General features: G+C 61.3%; 14 protein-coding genes and 1 tRNA gene. 11 read left to right on the forward strand and 4 right to left on the reverse strand.

Going from position 1 to position 16,767, the window contains the following annotated elements:
* Positions 1-59 precede the first annotated feature (59 nt).
* Together WA157_RS08165 and WA157_RS08170 are read left to right on the forward strand one after the other, a co-directional pair.
* Positions 60-1,235, forward strand: coding sequence for an NAD(P)/FAD-dependent oxidoreductase (locus tag WA157_RS08165; protein ID WP_422620474.1), 1,176 nt, complete (start codon positions 60-62; stop codon positions 1,233-1,235).
* 101 nt (positions 1,236-1,336) lie between these two features.
* Complete coding sequence (locus tag WA157_RS08170; RefSeq protein ID WP_422620475.1) at positions 1,337-3,067, forward strand: thiamine pyrophosphate-binding protein; 1,731 nt, start codon at positions 1,337-1,339, stop codon at positions 3,065-3,067.
* 12 nt (positions 3,068-3,079) lie between these two features.
* Here the strand turns inward: WA157_RS08170 and WA157_RS08175 are convergent, their stop codons facing one another.
* The 3 genes from WA157_RS08175 to WA157_RS08185 form a co-directional block, all read right to left on the reverse strand.
* Positions 3,080-4,246 (reverse strand): ABC transporter substrate-binding protein, encoded by a 1,167-nt coding sequence (locus tag WA157_RS08175; protein WP_422620476.1) that lies wholly within the window; start codon positions 4,244-4,246, stop codon positions 3,080-3,082.
* 144 nt (positions 4,247-4,390) lie between these two features.
* A complete protein-coding gene (gene lolD / locus WA157_RS08180; RefSeq protein ID WP_422620487.1) occupies positions 4,391-5,065 on the reverse strand; it encodes a lipoprotein-releasing ABC transporter ATP-binding protein LolD in 675 nt (224 codons plus the stop codon).
* A gap of 115 nt (positions 5,066-5,180) precedes the next feature.
* Positions 5,181-6,437, reverse strand: coding sequence for a lipoprotein-releasing ABC transporter permease subunit (locus WA157_RS08185; RefSeq protein ID WP_422620477.1), 1,257 nt, complete (start codon positions 6,435-6,437; stop codon positions 5,181-5,183).
* Positions 6,438-6,511: 74 nt separating this feature from the next.
* Between WA157_RS08185 and WA157_RS08190 the strand changes: the two genes are divergently transcribed.
* The gene (locus WA157_RS08190; protein WP_422620478.1) at positions 6,512-7,459 is read left to right on the forward strand and encodes a phosphoglycerate mutase; all 948 of its coding nucleotides are present in this window, start codon (positions 6,512-6,514) and stop codon (positions 7,457-7,459) included.
* Entirely contained in the window at positions 7,456-9,186 is a 1,731-nt protein-coding gene (gene recJ, locus WA157_RS08195; RefSeq protein WP_422620479.1) for a single-stranded-DNA-specific exonuclease RecJ, read from the forward strand. Before WA157_RS08190 ends, recJ begins: the two co-directional genes overlap by 4 nt.
* Here the strand turns inward: recJ and WA157_RS08200 are convergent.
* Positions 9,171-11,690 carry an AAA family ATPase gene (locus WA157_RS08200; protein WP_422620480.1) on the reverse strand — a complete coding sequence of 840 codons (2,520 nt, stop codon included), beginning with the start codon at positions 11,688-11,690 and terminating at the stop codon, positions 9,171-9,173. The two genes, recJ and WA157_RS08200, sit on opposite strands and share 16 nt — an antisense overlap.
* A gap of 237 nt (positions 11,691-11,927) precedes the next feature.
* On the opposite strand from WA157_RS08200, the gene WA157_RS08205 reads away from it, so the two are divergent.
* The 7 genes from WA157_RS08205 to WA157_RS08235 form a co-directional block, all read left to right on the forward strand.
* Positions 11,928-12,836, forward strand: a complete 909-nt coding sequence (locus WA157_RS08205; protein WP_422620481.1) for a 3',5'-nucleoside bisphosphate phosphatase — start codon at positions 11,928-11,930, stop codon at positions 12,834-12,836.
* A gap of 7 nt (positions 12,837-12,843) precedes the next feature.
* Positions 12,844-13,746 carry a DMT family transporter gene (locus WA157_RS08210; protein ID WP_422620482.1) on the forward strand — a complete coding sequence of 301 codons (903 nt, stop codon included), beginning with the start codon at positions 12,844-12,846 and terminating at the stop codon, positions 13,744-13,746.
* A gap of 58 nt (positions 13,747-13,804) precedes the next feature.
* On the forward strand, positions 13,805-14,428 hold the full coding sequence (locus tag WA157_RS08215) for an L-threonylcarbamoyladenylate synthase (RefSeq protein WP_422620483.1): 624 nt from the start codon (positions 13,805-13,807) through the stop codon (positions 14,426-14,428).
* Between the two features lie 31 nt (positions 14,429-14,459).
* On the forward strand, positions 14,460-15,128 hold the full coding sequence (locus tag WA157_RS08220; RefSeq protein ID WP_011465511.1) for a site-2 protease family protein: 669 nt from the start codon (positions 14,460-14,462) through the stop codon (positions 15,126-15,128).
* A gap of 42 nt (positions 15,129-15,170) precedes the next feature.
* Entirely contained in the window at positions 15,171-16,469 is a 1,299-nt protein-coding gene (locus WA157_RS08225) for a tryptophan--tRNA ligase (protein ID WP_422620484.1), read from the forward strand.
* Positions 16,470-16,512: 43 nt separating this feature from the next.
* Positions 16,513-16,600 (forward strand) — tRNA-Ser (locus WA157_RS08230).
* Positions 16,573-16,767: hypothetical protein (locus WA157_RS08235; protein ID WP_422620485.1), on the forward strand; the 195-nt coding region annotated here is incomplete at its 3' end. The genes WA157_RS08230 and WA157_RS08235, both read left to right, overlap by 28 nt.

The following is a 16,767-nucleotide window of genomic DNA, read 5'->3' on the forward strand; positions in this document are numbered from 1 at the left end:
GGAAATTATATTGACTGATAGTAGAATCTGTCCATATTTTTATACTTTTGTTGTTTTGTATGAAACAAGTTGACGTCGTCATCGTGGGGGGTGCTGCAGTTGGCAGCTCAGCGGCGTATTTTTTGGCTTCCCAAGCCGACTTCAAAGGGTCGGTTCTGGTGCTGGAAAAAGACTTCTCGTATGAAAAATGCGCCACCACACTCTCAGCAGCGTCGATACGACACCAGTTTTCGACACCGGGCAATATTGAGATGTCGCAGTTTGGTACGCAGTTCATCCAGCACATTGGCGATCATTTGTCGGTGGCTGGCGAGGCCCCGGATGTCGGGTTTCACGAAGAAGGCTATCTGTTTCTGGCAAGCGATGCAGGGCGCGCCATCCTGGAGTCCAACCACCGCGTACAACGCAATCTGAACGTCGACGTCACCTTGCTGAGCCCCGCGCATTTGCAGGAACGCTACCCGTGGATGAATACGGATGATTTGAGCGCGGGTTCGCTGGGCTTGTCCGGTGAAGGCTGGCTCGACGCCTACAGTCTGATGCAAGGTTTTCGACGCAAGGCGATATCTTTGGGCGTGCAGTACCGCCAGGCGCAGGTGCTCAGTGTCAAGCGCCAAGGTCGCCGGATTCAATCAGTCAAGCTGTCCGACGGCTCCACGGTGAACTGCTCGGTGCTCATCAACGCCGCTGGCACTGGTGCGCGCACGCTGGCGCAGAGTGCGGGCATTGCCTTGCCCGTAGAGTCGCGCAAGCGCTGTGTGTTCCACTTCACCTCGTCAGCACAGACCACCCATTGCCCCATGGTCATTGACCCCAGCGGCGCGTATTTCCGGCCGGAGGGCAAAGGCTACCTATGTGGCATTTCACCAGCGCAAGAACAAGACCCCGAATGTTTTGACTTTGAGGTGCAGCACGCGCTATTTGACGAAGTGCTCTGGCCCCTGTTGGCGGCGCGTGTCCCAGGCTTTGAAGCCGTGCGCGTGAAAACCGCGTGGGCAGGGCACTACGACATGAACACGCTTGATCACAACCTCATCTTGGGCGCACACCCTGAAGTGGACAATCTGTTGTTTGCCAACGGATTCAGTGGTCACGGCATGCAGCAAGCCCCCGCCGTGGGTCGGGCCTTGTCGGAACTGGTGACCTACGGTGACTACCGAACGCTCAATCTCTCGGCTTTTGGCTGGCAGCGAATACTTGAAAACAGACCCTTGCTGGAAATCAATGTGGTGTGATGTTCATTCATCACGTGTCGCACGCCAGCGGCGAAAGCGACCAAGGCACCACTGGCTCGTCGGCGCAGCACTCGAAACACTTCGTTAAAGGAAATAACGCCATGGCAACATTTCAAACAGGCGGCCAAATCTTGGTCGATCAGCTCAAGCTACACGGTGCTCAGCACGTGTTTTGTGTGCCCGGCGAAAGCTTTCTGGCTGTTCTGGATGCGCTTTACGATGCACCGTCGATTGAAGTCACTGTCTGCCGCCAGGAAGGGGGTGCGGCCATGATGGCCGAGGCGCACGGCAAACTCACCGGTCGCCCCGGGATTTGCTTTGTGACCCGCGCGCCCGGGGCCACCAATGCGTCGGCCGGTGTTCACATTGCCCGGCAAGACTCCACGCCCATGATCCTTTTTGTCGGCCAGGTCGAACGGGGTGCGCGCGAGCGCGAGGCGTTTCAGGAACTTGATTACCGCGCTGTGTTTGGCAAGCTGGCCAAATGGGTGACGGAAATCGACGACGTGCGCCGCTTGCCCGAATTGGTGTCAAGAGCATTTCATGTCGCCACATCGGGGCGCCCCGGTCCGGTGGTCATTGCCTTGCCCGAGGACATGCTGACCGAGCTGATGGAAGTGACCGATGCCGATGCCGAGGCCGCTGGGCGGCCCCGCGTATTGCCCTATCAGGTGATTGAGACCGCGCCCGGTACGCAGCCCATGGCCGAGTTGCGGACGCGGCTTCAGGCCGCCCAGCGCCCCATCATGATTCTGGGGGGTAGCCGCTGGTCGGCGACCGCGGTGGAACACATCACCTCATTTGCAGAGCACTTTCAATTGCCGGTGGTTTGCTCGTTCAGACGGCAAATGCTCTTTTCTGCTGATCATGCCTGCTATGCAGGGGACATGGGCTTGGGTCCCAACCCCAAGCTGCTCAAACGTGTGCAAGAGGCCGACCTGGTGCTGCTGGTCGGTGGCCGATTCTCTGAAGTGCCATCCCAAGGCTATACCGTGCTGGACATTCCTGTGCCCCGGCAAACCCTGGTGCATGTCTATCCAGACCCGGATGAACTGGGGCGTGTTTACCGAGCTGACCTGCCCATTCATGCGTCTCCTGCGGCTTTTGCACTGGCCGCATCACAACTGGAATCGACAGGACATGCGGTCTGGTGCGAGCGGACAAAAGAAGCCCGTGCCGATTTTTTGCAATGGAGCGATCCGAATCCAATCCGCATCCCCGGTGGCCTGCAGATGGGCGAGGTCATGAGCCACCTGCGCCAGGTCTTGCCCGCAGACACCATCATGTGCAACGGCGCGGGCAACTTTGCGATGTGGGTGCATCGTTTCTGGCCCTTTCGCCATTACGGCACCCAACTGGCCCCCACCAGCGGCTCCATGGGTTACGGCCTACCCGCCGGCGTGGGCGCCAAACGCCTGTGGCCCGAGCGCAGCGTGGTCGTATTTGCCGGGGATGGCGACTTTTTGATGCATGGGCAGGAACTGGCTACCGCCGTGCAGTACAAGCTGCCCATTCTTGTCATCCTGCTCGACAACGGCATGTACGGGACGATTCGCATGCACCAGGAGCGAAACTATCCTGCACGCGTCATGGCAACTGAATTGGTCAACCCCGACTTCGCCGCCTACGCTCAGGCGTTTGGCGCACATGGCGAACGCGTCAGCGACACCGCATCTTTCGCCTCGGCCCTGCAGCGTGCCTTGGCCAGCGGCAAGCCGGCGCTTGTGCATTGCCTGATCGACCCGCAAGCCATCACACCCGTTTTCACGCTGGATGGGTTACGCCAACAAGCCGTGCGCACTCCCAAAGACCCGTCGGGCCTGCCAGCCTGATGGACGACCCGATCAACGCTTGCGCTTCACAAACAGGTTGCGGGTCCGGTCCTGCGGGTAGGCAAAGGTCACCGCGCCGTTTTTCACCATGCCCATCACCAGCATATTGATGCTGATGGCGTCCTTGTCATCCTTGCTGAACGGATGCTCGTGGGTGGCGGCAACACCGTAGTAGATGCGCGGCATGGTCTCCAGCGCGGCTTTGACCGAGGGGCCCGAGAGGTCGCCATTGCGGATCGCCAAAATGGCGTAGGTGAGCAGATAGACCGAGTCATAGGCTTGCACCGCCGCCATCGGCACCGTGATTTTTTTCGTCTTGTATTTACGGGCGTAAGCGCTGAGAAACGCACTGCGCCGCTCGTTACTCGGCTCGGCAATAAAGGTCTGCGCCATCAGCGCCCCTTCGGCGGCGTCCCCTGCGCCGTCGATGAAAAATGGAAACGACAAGGGCCAGGCCCCGACCTGGGGCACCTTCCAGCCCAGGGCTTGGCGCCCGCGGGCAATCACGGCATTCTCTTGTCCTACCGTGTAGCTGAAAATCACATCGGCACCGGCCGCCTGCGCCGCCTTGAGTTCGGGTTGCAAGTCTTTCACACCGAGCTCAAACCGGGCCACATGCACCGGCTTGAGATTCTTGGCCGCCAGCGCCTTCAGCACGTCCTGCAAGCCCGCCTCGCCATAGCCGGTGTTGTCAGCAAACACCGCCACCCGGGTCCAGCCACGCGCGACGATATCGTCGACCACGAACGGTGCCTGAATGGCGTCGCGCGCCGACGTTCTGAAAACATAGCTGTCGGGTGCCGGATACGTGGTGGTGATGGGAGTCCCGGTGGCGCAGGGCACGATCAAGGGGATCTTGGCGCTCTGGAACACCGCCAGCGACTTCATGGCCACGCCCGTATTGCAAAAGCCGATGGTGGCGATCAACTGATCCTTGATGAGCTCTCTGGACCGCTGCAAGCCAACATCCGGCGTGCCGGTGTCATCCTTGATCACCAGTTCCAGCGGCCGCCCCAGGTAACCACCGGCGGCATTGATTTCATCCAACGCGAGCTTGGCGCCATTCATCATGGGCACACCAAAATCCGCCGAAGGCCCGGTTAGCGGGCCAATCAAGCCGATGCGCAGGGGATTGGCCGGCTGGGCCAGCGCGCTGCCCAGAGCGCCAGACAAGACCATGAGGCCTATCCATTTTTTGTGCCATTGCTTGCTCATTGTGCTGACGCTCCAAGTTTGAGTTTTCAGCATACGCGAGGGCGCAACGTCCGGCGCCCCATGAAAACCCTAGGAAAGCTTTCGCTTTTCTGACGCAAGCCGCAGGGCCTAGAACGCTTCCAGCAGTCGCCCCTGAACCAGCCTGATCCGGCGCGAACACCGCTCAGCCAATGATTCATCATGGGTCACCATCACAAAGGCGGTGCCTTGCACACGGGCCAATTCCAGCATCAACTCAAACACCCCGTTGGCGGTGCTGCGGTCCAGGTTGCCGGTGGGCTCGTCGGCCAGCACGCAGGCCGGGCGGGTCACCAGGGCGCGCGCAATGGCCACACGCTGGCGCTCGCCGCCCGAGAGCTCTGAAGGCCGATGCAACAAGCGTTCCTGCAAGCCGACTTTTGCTAGCATTTCAGTAGCAATATGCGTAGATTCTGCGGGGGCTAGACGCCGAATCCATAAAGGCATGGCGACGTTGTCCAAGGCGCTGAATTCGGGCAGCAGGTGGTGAAACTGATAAACAAAACCGAGGTACTGGTTGCGCAATCGACCCTGCGCGGCAGCGCTCTGGTGCGCCAGATCCTGCCCGTGCAAGAACACCGAACCACTGGTGGGGGCATCGAGCCCGCCCATCAAGTGCAGCAGCGTGCTTTTGCCGGAACCTGAGGCCCCCACGATAGCCAGCGTTTCGCCAGCCCGCACGTCCAGATCCACGCCCTGCAGCACGGTGACATCCAGGCGACCTTCGGTGAAGCGTTTGGTCAAAGCGCGGGCGCTAAGAACGATCCCCGTTCGCCCTGAGCCGCCTGTCCTGAGCGCGGCCGAAGGGGTCGAAGGGCTCGCCAAGGCTTCGACAGGCTCAGCCCGAACGGAGGTGGGTTCGGGCTGAACGGTGAAAATATCATTCATAGCGCAGTGCCTCCGCCGGGTTCACCCGGCTGGCGCGCCAGCTCGGGTAGAGGGTGGCCAGAAAAGCCAGCACCAGGGAAATGACGGCAATCGGCACGATGTCGGCCTGCTGCGGATCACTCGGCATGCGGCTGATCAAGTAAATGTCTTTGGGCAAAAAACTGGCTTGAAACAGCCGCTCCAACGCGGGCACGATCACATCGATATTGAACGCCACGCCCAGGCCCAGGGCCAGGCCGGCGAAGGTGCCGATCACGCCCACCATCGCGCCCTGCACCACAAAAATTCCCATGATGCTTCGGGGGCTGGCGCCCAGCGTGCGCAGGATGGCAATGTCGGCGCGCTTGTCGGTGACCGTCATCACCAGCGTCGACACCAGGTTAAAAGCGGCCACCGCCACGATCAGCGTGAGGATGATGAACATCATGCGTTTCTCCATCTGCACGGCGGCAAACCAGGTGCGGTTCTGGCGCGTCCAGTCGCGGATCAACAGCTCGCCCGTCAGGGTCTTGGCCAGGTCAGCCGCCACCTCGCGCGCCTGGTGCAAATCGCGCAGCTTGACCCGCACGCCACTGGGGCCCTCTAACCGGAAGATGCGCGCCGCATCTTCAATGTGCAACAGCACCAGCGCGGAATCGTATTCAAAATGCCCGGAGTCAAAGGTGCCCACCACTGTCATCTGCTTGAGGCGCGGCACGACACCGGCGGGGGTCACCTGGCCACTGGGCGCCACCAAAGTCACCTTGTCGCCCTGACGCACGCCCATGCTGCGCGCCAGCTCGCCGCCCAGCACGACACCAAACTCGCCGGGGATCAGGCGGCTCAGGCCGGTGTTTTTCAGTTCAATGGCGAGGTCCGTCACCTCGGGCTCGCGGGCTGGGTCAATGCCCCGCACCATCGTGCCTTTCATGTCCTCGCCCCTCGCCAGCAATGCCTGGGTAGCTATGAAAGGTGCAGCACCCACCACCTGGGGGTGGGCCCGCACCTGGCTGAGTGTGAGCGCCACGTCGGGCAGGGCCGCACCGTTGGGGGCAAAAATCTCAATATGTGAGACCACGCCCAACATGCGGTCGCGCACCTCTTTCTGAAAGCCGTTCATGACACTCAGCACAATGATCAGTGCCGCCACGCCGAGCGCAATGCCCAGCATCGACACACCCGAGATGAAAGAGATAAAGCCGTTGCGCCGGGTCGCGCGGCCAGCGCGCGTGTAGCGCCAGCCAAGAATGAGTTCATAAGGGAGTTGCATGGACCGCCAAAGTTGAAAACAGGGGCCATTGTGGCATTGACACCCCGCCACGCCATTTCCCGGACAATCAAGCCATGCACCTCCTGATTCCCTTCGCGTTTTGCAGCTCTGAAGGCTGCCGCCAGGCCCTGACCCCACTCAAACTGCCGAACCTTGAAAAACTGCTGCGCCGCCTGGCACCGCAGCCGATGGACAGCGGCGACGAGTCCAGCCTCTCGCCACCGCACGAACGCGCTTTGGCGCGCGCCCTGAATCTGCCGGTCGCGGATGGCTTGATTCCCTGGGCCGCGCTGCAGGCACAAACCACCCTGGCCGCACCCGAGGTCGGCAGTGCCTGGGCTTTCATCACCCCTTGCCATTGGCGAACCGGGTCCAAGCATGTCGCCATGGGCGGCGTGCCGCTGCCCGACTTTGCGGCACAGGAGTCCCAAGCCCTGCTGGCCGCGATGCAGCCCTATTTCTCGGAAGACGGCATCAGCTTGCACTATGAAAAGCCTGAGCGTTGGCTGGCCCGCGGCGCTGTGTTCAATGACCTGGCCACTGCCTCGCTGGACCGTGTGGCCGGGCGCGACGTGGCGCACTGGCTCCCCGCCGCAAGCAGCGCAATCCCCTTGCAACGCCTGCAAAGCGAAATGCAGATGCTGCTCTACCACCACCCGGTCAACGACGACCGCGCGGCGCGCGGCGTGCCCATCGTCAACTCATTCTGGATCAGCGGCACCGGCGCTTTACCACCATTGCCACACCAGGCTGCCACTGCACCGAAGCCCGTGCTTGTGACCAGCTTGCGCGAAGCTGCGTTAGGTGACAACTGGCCCGCCTGGGCGCAAGCCTGGCAAGCCCTGGATGCAACCGAGTGCGCGGCGCTGTTGGCCACACTCAGTCAAGGCGGCAGCTTTGAGCTGACCCTCTGTGGCGAGCGCAGTGCCCAGACCTTCATGGCCAGGCCCCCCTCGATCCTGACAAATTTTTTAAGCCTTTTCGGCTCCCAGCCCCCGTCCCTATTGCTTGAGCAGCTATGAAAATATTAGTGCGTGAGATTCCGCCCCGTTCTGCCTGGGCGCTTGAACAAGCCGGCATCCACCCGCTGCTGGCTCAGCTTTATGCAGCACGCGGCGTGCAAAGCGTGCAGGAGCTCGACGACGGCCTGGCGCGCCTGATTGCGCCCACTGAGATGCTGGGCTTGAGCGCGGCAGCGACCCTGCTGGCCGACGCGATTGCGGCGGACAAGACACTCTGCATCGTGGCCGACTACGACTGCGACGGCGCCACCGCCTGCGCGGTGGGCATTCGCGGCTTGCGCCTGCTGGGGGCGAAACACGTCAGCTACATCGTCCCCGACCGCGTGGTCGATGGCTACGGCCTGACCTCACCGATCTCCGAGCGCGTCAAGGCCAGCGGCGCTGACGTGCTGATCACGGTGGACAACGGCATCGCCAGTTTTGAGGGTGTCGCCACCGCGCGTGCCTTGGGCCTGCAGGTGCTGGTAACGGATCACCACTTGCCTGCCAGCCGGGACGGCCAGATCATGCTGCCCGAAGCGGACGTGATCGTGAATCCGAACCAGCCCGGCTGCACGTTTGCCAGCAAGTCGATCGCCGGTGTGGGTGTGATGTTTTACGTGTTGCTGGCTCTGCGCGCCGAGCTGCGCCAGCGTGGCGTGTTCCCTGCTGCCACGCAACCGAAGCTCGATGCCTTGCTGCCGCTGGTGGCGCTGGGCACGGTGGCCGACGTGGTCAAGCTCGACGCGAACAACCGCCGCCTCGTGGCCCAAGGGTTAAAACGGGTGCGCGCCCTGATGCTGCCTACCGGTCTTGCTAGTCTTTTTGTAGCAGCTGGGCGCGACGCCCAGGTCGCCACCACGTTTGACTTTGGCTTTGCCTTGGGGCCGCGCATCAACGCCGCCGGGCGCCTGTCCGACATGACCCTGGGCATTGAATGCCTGCTGACTGACGATGCGGCGCGTGGCCTGGAGCTGGCGAAAGCACTCGACGGCATCAACCGCGAGCGGCGCGAGATTGAAGGCAGCATGCGCGAACAGGCTTTGGCCGTTGCCGAATCCTTGTTTGACGACAACGAGGAGGCGCCGCCCGCCATCTGCGTGTTCGACCCCGACTTCCACGAGGGTGTGGTCGGCATCGTGGCCTCGCGCATCAAGGACAAACTGCACCGGCCGACCTTTGTCTTTGCGCAAAGCAGAGCGCCGGGGCGCGAGCATGAACTCAAAGGCTCGGGCCGGTCCATCCCCGGCTTTCACCTGCGCGACGCACTCGACCTGGTGGCCAAACGCCACCCCGGCGTGCTGCTGCGTTTTGGCGGCCACGCCATGGCGGCCGGTTGCACCATTGCCGTGGAGAACTTCGATGCCTTCGAGCAGGGCTTGAGCCAGGTCGCGCGGGAATGGCTCGATGCCGCCACTTTGATGCGCCGCCTCGATACCGACGGCCCCTTGAAACCCGAGTACCGCCGGGTCGAGCTGGTGGACGCGCTGCACAAGGAAGTCTGGGGCCAGGGTTTTGCGCCGCCCACCTTCAGCGAAGAAGTCGAAGTGCTGTCGCAGCGTCTGGTGGGTGAAAAACACCTGGCACTCAAGCTCAAGCACCAGGGTCAGCCGGTGGACGGCATCTGGTTTGGCCACACCGAGCCGCTGCCCGCGCGCGTCAAACTCGCGTTCCGGCTGGATGCCGATGCCTGGAACGGCATTCGCCGGGTGCGGTTTTTGGTGGAGGCGGCTCAGGCGGAGCTTTGAGGGATATCCGTCAGGACTTCCTGGAGTGCTTGCGCTACATCGGATGTTGTCAGCGTGTTCAGGTCCTGGCTCGCATGTTCCCCGCTGTGCAGAATCCGGTTGGCCTGCACCTCCACGCAGCGCTGAAAGACGTTGCGCGCAAAGCGGCCGTTGTCGGTTGTCTGGCCGCCATTGAACAGTGTCGTCAGGTTCTCTTGCAGAAAGGCGCGGGCGCCAGCGTCCAGCACGTATTCCGATTCGCGGCAGAAGGACTCGAATATGGCAAGAAGATCGTCAGGCCCGTAGTCGTCAAACTCAATGTAATGGTTAAAACGCGAACGCAGGCCCGGGTTGCTGTTGATGAAGTTGCGCATGGGCTCCGGGTAACCGGCCACAATGACCACCAGTTGATCCCGGTAGTCCTCCATGGTCTTGAGCAGGGTGTCGATGACTTCCCGGCCGAAATCGTTGTTGTTGTCGCCTTGCGCCAGCGCATAGGCTTCGTCGATGAACAGGATGCCACCCAGGGCAGACTCCAGCACCTCCCGGGTTTTGATCGCTGACTGGCCGACATACCCCGCAACCAGCCCGGCGCGATCCACTTCGACAATGCGGTTGGACAAGGTGATGCCGAGGCTGAAGTAAATATCCGCAATGATGCGCGAGACCACCGTTTTGCCCGTTCCCGGATTACCGGTAAACACCAGATGCTGTGAAAACCCGGCGGCCACCTTGCTGCCCGCTTCGGCGCGCGCGTGTTGTACGCGCACAAAGTCGGACAGACGTTGCACCTGCTTTTTGACCCGGCCCAACCCGGCCAGGTCGTTCAGCCGTTTCAGGGCAGCCTCGTAATTGGCCGACAGCCCCTGCCCCTGGTCCGCCGGGAGAGCTTCCCCCAGCCCCTTTTCCACGTCGGCGGGCAGGATCTTCTGCAAGTCGGACTTCGACGCGTTTTCCAGTGCAAACAAACGCTGCGCCTGCGCTTCGATCACCCTCTCGAACAGGTTGCGCACATAGCGTGCATTGCTGAAGCGCTGTCGCTGCACATGAATTTCACGGCTGAAAATCGTCTGCAGACCTGCATGAATCGAATCGCTCAGCTCATAGGAGTGCGAACCGCAAAACTTCAGGAATATCTCCAGCAACTCGGCCGGGGTGTAGTCTGGAAACCGGATGTAGCGGTTGAAGCGCGAGGCCAGTCCCGGATTGGAATTGATGAAGTCGTCCATGTCGGCAACATAGCCGGCAACGATCACCACCAGTTCATCGCGATGGTCCTCCATCATCTTGAGCAGGGTTTCGATGGCTTCCCTGCCGAAGTCCTGTGTGCCGGATCTGGCCAGGGCGTAGGCCTCGTCAATAAACAAAACGCCGCCCAGCGCGGACTCCACGATGGCCCGCGTCTTGAGCGCCGTCTGGCCAATATAGGGGGCCACCAGTCCGGCACGGTCAGTCTCGACGACCTTGTCAGTTTTCAGGATGCCCAGCCGCTGGTAGAGGCCGGCGATGATCCTGGCAATGGTTGTCTTGCCGGTGCCCGGATTGCCAATAAATACCAGATGTCGCGAAGGCGCGGTTGGCACGCGCAAGCCCTGCTGTGCGCGCAGCTTCTGTACCTGGATGTAGCTGGCCTGACGAAAGACCTCCTCCCGGACCACGTCAAGCCCGACGAAGCCCGCGAATGCCGTTTCGAGGTACTCGGTGATGGACTGATCGTTGCGCAGGGAGTGTTTGAAGACGGTGTGCAGGTTCGCGCTTCGTTCCCGCAGTTTCAACAAACGCTGTTTCGCCGTTTCAAATTCCTGCCGCGCGGCGACTTCGTACCAGCGCCGCGCCTGCTCCAGATCCTGGGCCACGCCCAAGCCGTTCTCGTAGAGCCAGCCCAGGTTGCTGCAGGATTCGGCATGCGCTTGTTCTGCCGCAAGCCGGTTCCAGTGGACACTTTTTTCATAGTCCACCGGAACGCCGAGCCCGTGCTCATAGGCCAGTCCCAATGCACACTGGGCTTCGGGCATGCCCTGCTCTGCGGCCAATTGGTACCAGTGGACGGCCTGCGACTGGTCTGTGGGCACGCCTCGGCCGCTGGCCAGCGCAAAGGCCAGGTTGTACTGCGCGAAGACGTCGTTTTGATCGGCGGCCAAGCGGAACCAGCGCACCGCCTCCTTCTCGTCCGCAGGGACACCATGACCAATCGCAAAGTGGTAACCCAACTGGCGCTGCGCGGGCGCGTCCGCCCCGTCGGCGGCAAGACGCAATCTGCGGATGCCTTCGGCGTCGTCCCTGGGAACCCCTCTGCCGTGAAAAATGGCAAACGCAAGATTGCGCTGAGCCTCTGCGTTGCCTTGGTCAGCCGCCAGGCGGAACCAATGGGCAGCTTCTTTCTCGTCCTTGTCAACGCCCGTCCCCTTGGCATAGCGCCGTCCAAGGTAGAGTTGTGCAACGATATCAGCCGGGCGAAAAATGTCGCCTTGCGCGAGCTTGCGTAGTTCCTGAACGGTGAGGGCCTCGTATCGCTTGGATGGCATGAATATTTACGCTTAAAGCGGTCTAATCGAGCTTGTGTTCCAAGTCTCGCGAAAGCTGGCCCCGTATTTCCTGAATTCGAGATAAGCCACGCGGCCCCATAGTTTCCATGTGTCGCATGGTAACCGCCGCCGCACCCATTGGTTGACCAGTTCCATCGGGCTTGGCCCCACCGAGCCGCTGCCCGCGTGCGGTTTTTGCTAGAGGCCGCAGAGCTGTAAATGCCTACCTATGCGAAAATGCTCCTTGTGACATCTCCTTTCAACGCCGACCTCCATTCCCACTCCACCGTCTCCGACGGCACACTAACGCCTGAGGAACTGGCCGCACGCGCCAAAACCAACGGGGTTGCGTTGTGGGCGCTCACGGACCACGATGAAATTGGCGGTCAGGCGCGCGCCGCCGCGGCGGCCAGGGCACTGGGCATGGACTACCTCACCGGGGTTGAGATTTCAGTGAGTTTTCTGCACCAGACCGTCCACATCGTGGGCTTGGGTTTTGACGCCGACAACGCGGCCCTTGTCAGCGGCCTGCGGCAAACCCGGGGCGGACGTGAACAGCGCGCCCGGGAAATGGCGGATAGCTTGGCCAAAGCCGGCATTCAAGGCGCTTTTGAGGGTGCGCTCAAGTACGCGGGCAACCATGACCTGATCTCACGCACGCACTTTGCCCGTTTTCTGGTGGAAGCCGGCGTCTGCCGCGACATGCACGAAGTGTTTCGCAAATACCTGACCGAAGGCAAGCCCGGCTTTGTCGAACACCGCTGGGCCAAGCTGAAAGACGCCGTGGCCTGGATCACGCAGGCGGGTGGCCTGGCGGTGATTGCGCACCCGGCGCGCTACAAGTTTTCTGCCAATGAGGAATTTGCCCTGTTTACCGAATTCAAGGGTCACGGCGGACGCGCTGTCGAAGTGGTCACCGGCAGCCACACGCCGGCCGAATACATCAGCTACGCTGACACCGCGCGCGAGTTTGGCCTGGCAGCCTCGCGCGGCAGCGACTTTCACAGCCCCGACGAGAGCCACACCGAAATCGGCACGCTGCCGCCCTTACCGGCTGGACTGATACCGGTGTGGGAATTGCTGGTCGACCGGATTCAGGTCGCTGCTCCGTCGAGCTTGGGGGCCGCGGCCCCCGCAACTCATTAGCTCGCCGATGGCATTCTGGCGCACCCAGCAAGGCGCTGGCATTGCTTTGATTGTGCTGGCGACCCTGGCCTTCGCCATCCTGGACACCGTCACCAAGTACGCCGTCACGCTGGTGCCGGTGTTGATGCTGCTCTGGTTTCGCTATGCGTTCCAGGCGCTGCTGACCTTTGCACTGCGCTTTCCGGTGCAAAAGCGGCGCTTGTTCAGGACCCCGAATCCGCGCTTTCAAACGCTGCGCGGGGTGTTGTTGCTGATCACCAGTGCCTGCTCTTTTTTTGGTCTGCGCTACTTGCCGGTGGGCGAATTCACCGCCATGGTGATGCTGTCGCCGCTGGTCGCCACGGCCATGGCCGCCTGGGTGCTGAAAGAGCACGTCTCGCACCAGCGCTGGTTGCTGATGGCGGCCGGTCTGGTCGGGGTGCTGCTGGTGGTGCGACCGGGTGGCCAGGTTTTCAGCTGGGCTTTGCTGTTTCCGGTGCTGCTGGTGACCACCTACGGTTGGTTTCAGGTGCTCACCAGCCGATTGAGCGGCGAGGAAAACCCCTACACCACGCACTTTTACACCGGTCTGGTGGGTGCGCTGGTGATGAGCCCGGTTGTGATTTTTAATTGGAGCACAACGGCCCTGCTGACCTATTGGCCGTGGTTTTTGTTGGTTGGATTCTTGGGCACTTTTGGCCACTTGATGTTGATTCGGGCCTACGCCCGCGCTTCGGCGCCTGTGCTTACGCCTTATCTGTACGCGCAAATTGCTTTCGCCACGGTAGCGGGCTGGCTGGCGTTCAAGCATGTGCCTGACGCGCTGGCCTGGCTCGGCATTGCCGTGATTGCAGCCAGCGGCGTGGGTAATGCGTTGTTGTCAGCGCACGAGGTGACCAAGCTGCGCAGGGCCGCTGCCCCTGCGGCCTGAACAGCGTTGACCCCGGCTATGAGGCGCTGACCGACCCAACTTCGCCGACAATACACCCATGCCTCAACTGTTCGAAGTCCACCCCGATAACCCGCAGCCCCGCTTGCTCAAGCAGGCCATCACCTTGCTCGACCAAGGCGACATCCTGGCGGTCCCCACCGACTCCAGCTACGCCCTGGTTTGCCATCTGGACGACAAGGCGGCGGCCGACAAGCTGCGCCGCATCCGTGGCGTGGACGATAAACACCACCTCACGCTGCTGTGCCGCGACCTCTCGGAACTGGCCAACTACGCGCAAGTGGATAACCAGCAGTTTCGGCGCATCAAATCAGCCACACCCGGGCCTTACACCTTCATTTTGCAAGCCAGCAAGGAAGTTCCGCGTCGCCTGAGCCACCCGTCACGCAAGACCATTGGCCTGCGCGTGCCCGAGCACAAGGTCTTGCAGGCGCTGCTGGACCTGCACAACGGTCCTCTGCTGGCGACGACCTTGATCCCGCCGGGTGAGACCGAACCGATCAATGACGCGCTGGAGATTCGTGAGCGTTACAAAAAACAGATTGCGGCCGTGATTGACGCGGGTGCCTGTCCGCGGGAACCAACCACGGTCGTCGATCTGACCGAGTCCGAGCCCGTCGTTATTCGCCAGGGCAGAGGCTCGCTGGCCGCCCTTGGCCTGTAAAAAATTGTTGCCCCACTAAGGCGTTGAACCCATGGATATTGCCAACCTGATTCAAACCGTTGCCCTGTACGCGCTGCCGGTGCTGTTCGCCATTACGGTGCACGAGGCTGCGCACGGCTACGTGGCCCGCCATTTTGGCGACAACACGGCCTACATGCTGGGGCGCGTCACACTCAACCCGCTCAAACACATCGACCCCGTGGGCACTATTTTGATGCCGCTGCTGCTGTACTTTGCCACCTCGGGTGCCTTCCTGTTTGGCTATGCCAAGCCGGTGCCGGTCCGCTTTGACAAGCTGCGCGACCCCAAGCGCCACATGATCTGGGTCGCGCTGGCCGGGCCGGGCGTCAATTTCATTCAGGCCTTTCTGTGGGGCGCGCTGTTCTATGTGCTCAAAGGCACGGGTGTGACCGAGCCCTTTTTTATCAAGATGGCACAAGGCGGCATTCTGGTCAACCTGGTGATGTTTGCCTTCAACCTGTTCCCGCTGCCGCCGCTGGACGGCGGGCGTATTCTGGTCGGCTTGCTGCCCTACCGCCAAGCCGAACTGGTCTCGCGGGTAGAGCCCTGGGGCTTTTTCATCGTGATGGCGCTGGTGATTTCAGGCATTGTCAGCACGTTGTGGCTGCAACCCTTGATGACGCTGAGCTACTTTGTACTCGACATCTTGCTCAGCCCTCTTGCCATGATTTTTGGCTAGCCTGCAGCCTCTTTCTTTGGCCCATTAAAGTTTCCATTCTCTATGAGTTCCACGCGTTTTCTGACCGGCATCACCACCTCCGGCACACCCCATCTCGGCAACTATGTCGGCTCCATCCGGCCTTCGGTGCGGGCCAGCCTGAGGGCCGATGTCGAGAGTTTTTATTTTCTGGCCGACTACCACGCCCTGATCAAGATTGATGAACCTGCGCGCATCCAGCGCTCCACGCTGGAGATAGCCGCCAGTTGGCTGGCCGCCGGACTGGACCCCGAGCGCGTCGTCTTCTATCGCCAGTCCGATGTCCCGGAAATTCCGGAGCTCACCTGGCTGCTGACCTGTGTCATTGGCAAGGGCGTGCTGAACCGGGCGCACGCCTACAAGGCGGCGGTCGACAAAAACACCGCCGCAGGTATTGACCCCGAGTCCGATGTCAGCGCCGGGCTGTTCATGTACCCGGTGCTGATGGGTGCCGACATTTTGATGTTCAACGCGCACAAGGTACCGGTCGGGCGCGACCAGGTGCAGCACATCGAGATGGCGCGCGACATGGCGCACAGCTTCAACCACCGCTATGGCGATCACTTTGTGCCGCCCGAGGCCGAAATTGAAGACAACGTCGCCACCCTGCCCGGTCTGGACGGGCGCAAGATGAGCAAGAGCTACGACAACACCATCCCCCTGTTTGCGCCGCGCGCACAACTCAAAAAGCTCATTGCGAGCATCGTCACCGATTCGCGCGCACCAGGTGAGCCCAAAGACACCGAAGGCTCTGCCCTGTTCCAGATTTACCAGGCCTTTGCCACGCCAGAGGAAAGCAGCACGCTGCGCCAGGCTTATGCCGATGGCATCGCGTGGAGCGACGCCAAACAAATTGTTTTTGAGCGCATCGACGACGAAATTGCACCGCTGCGCGAGGTCTATCAGGCGCTGCTGGACGACCCGGCCCGAATCGAGTCCATCCTGCGCGCGGGCGCTGCCAAGGCCCGTCACATTGCCACACCCTTTATGGGTCGTTTGCGCCAGGCCGTGGGCTTGCGTGACCTGCGCACGCAAAGCAGCAAAGCCGCCAAGTCCGTCAAATCCGCCTTGCCGGTCTTCAAACAATACCGCGAAAACGACGGTCAGTTTTACTTCAAACTGCTGGATACGGACGGCCGTTTGCTGCTGCAAAGTACGGGCTTTGCTTCACCCAAAGTGGCAGGCCAAACCATTGCCACGCTGCAGACCCAAGGTGCGAGCGCCTTAAATGAAATAAAAGACCAGTTGCAATGGGGCCTGCACGTGCAAACCCAGGACATTGCTACCGCCCTGCAAGCGCTGCTGGATGCCAAAACCAAGTGAGTGGCAGGCGGGGCCACTGCTACAATCCAACGCTTGAGTTCTAGGAGAGGTGGCAGAGTGGCCGAATGTACCTGACTCGAAATCAGGCGTACCGCAAGGTACCGTGGGTTCGAATCCCACCCTCTCCGCCAAAAACAAAGCTCTTTCACCCAATGAAAAAATGGTGAAAGAGCTTTTTTCATGCTTGGCTTCCCGGCACCAAGCCGCATGGCGAGCTCCTACCTTGAGATTGAATGCCGGTTCAAGACCCGAAAAGACTGACGCGGTTGCCGCCGCTCTCCTTGGCACGGTACATGGC

The organism is Rhodoferax ferrireducens (genome assembly GCF_049302455.1).
Classification (GTDB): domain Bacteria; phylum Pseudomonadota; class Gammaproteobacteria; order Burkholderiales; family Burkholderiaceae_C; genus Rhodoferax; species Rhodoferax ferrireducens_B.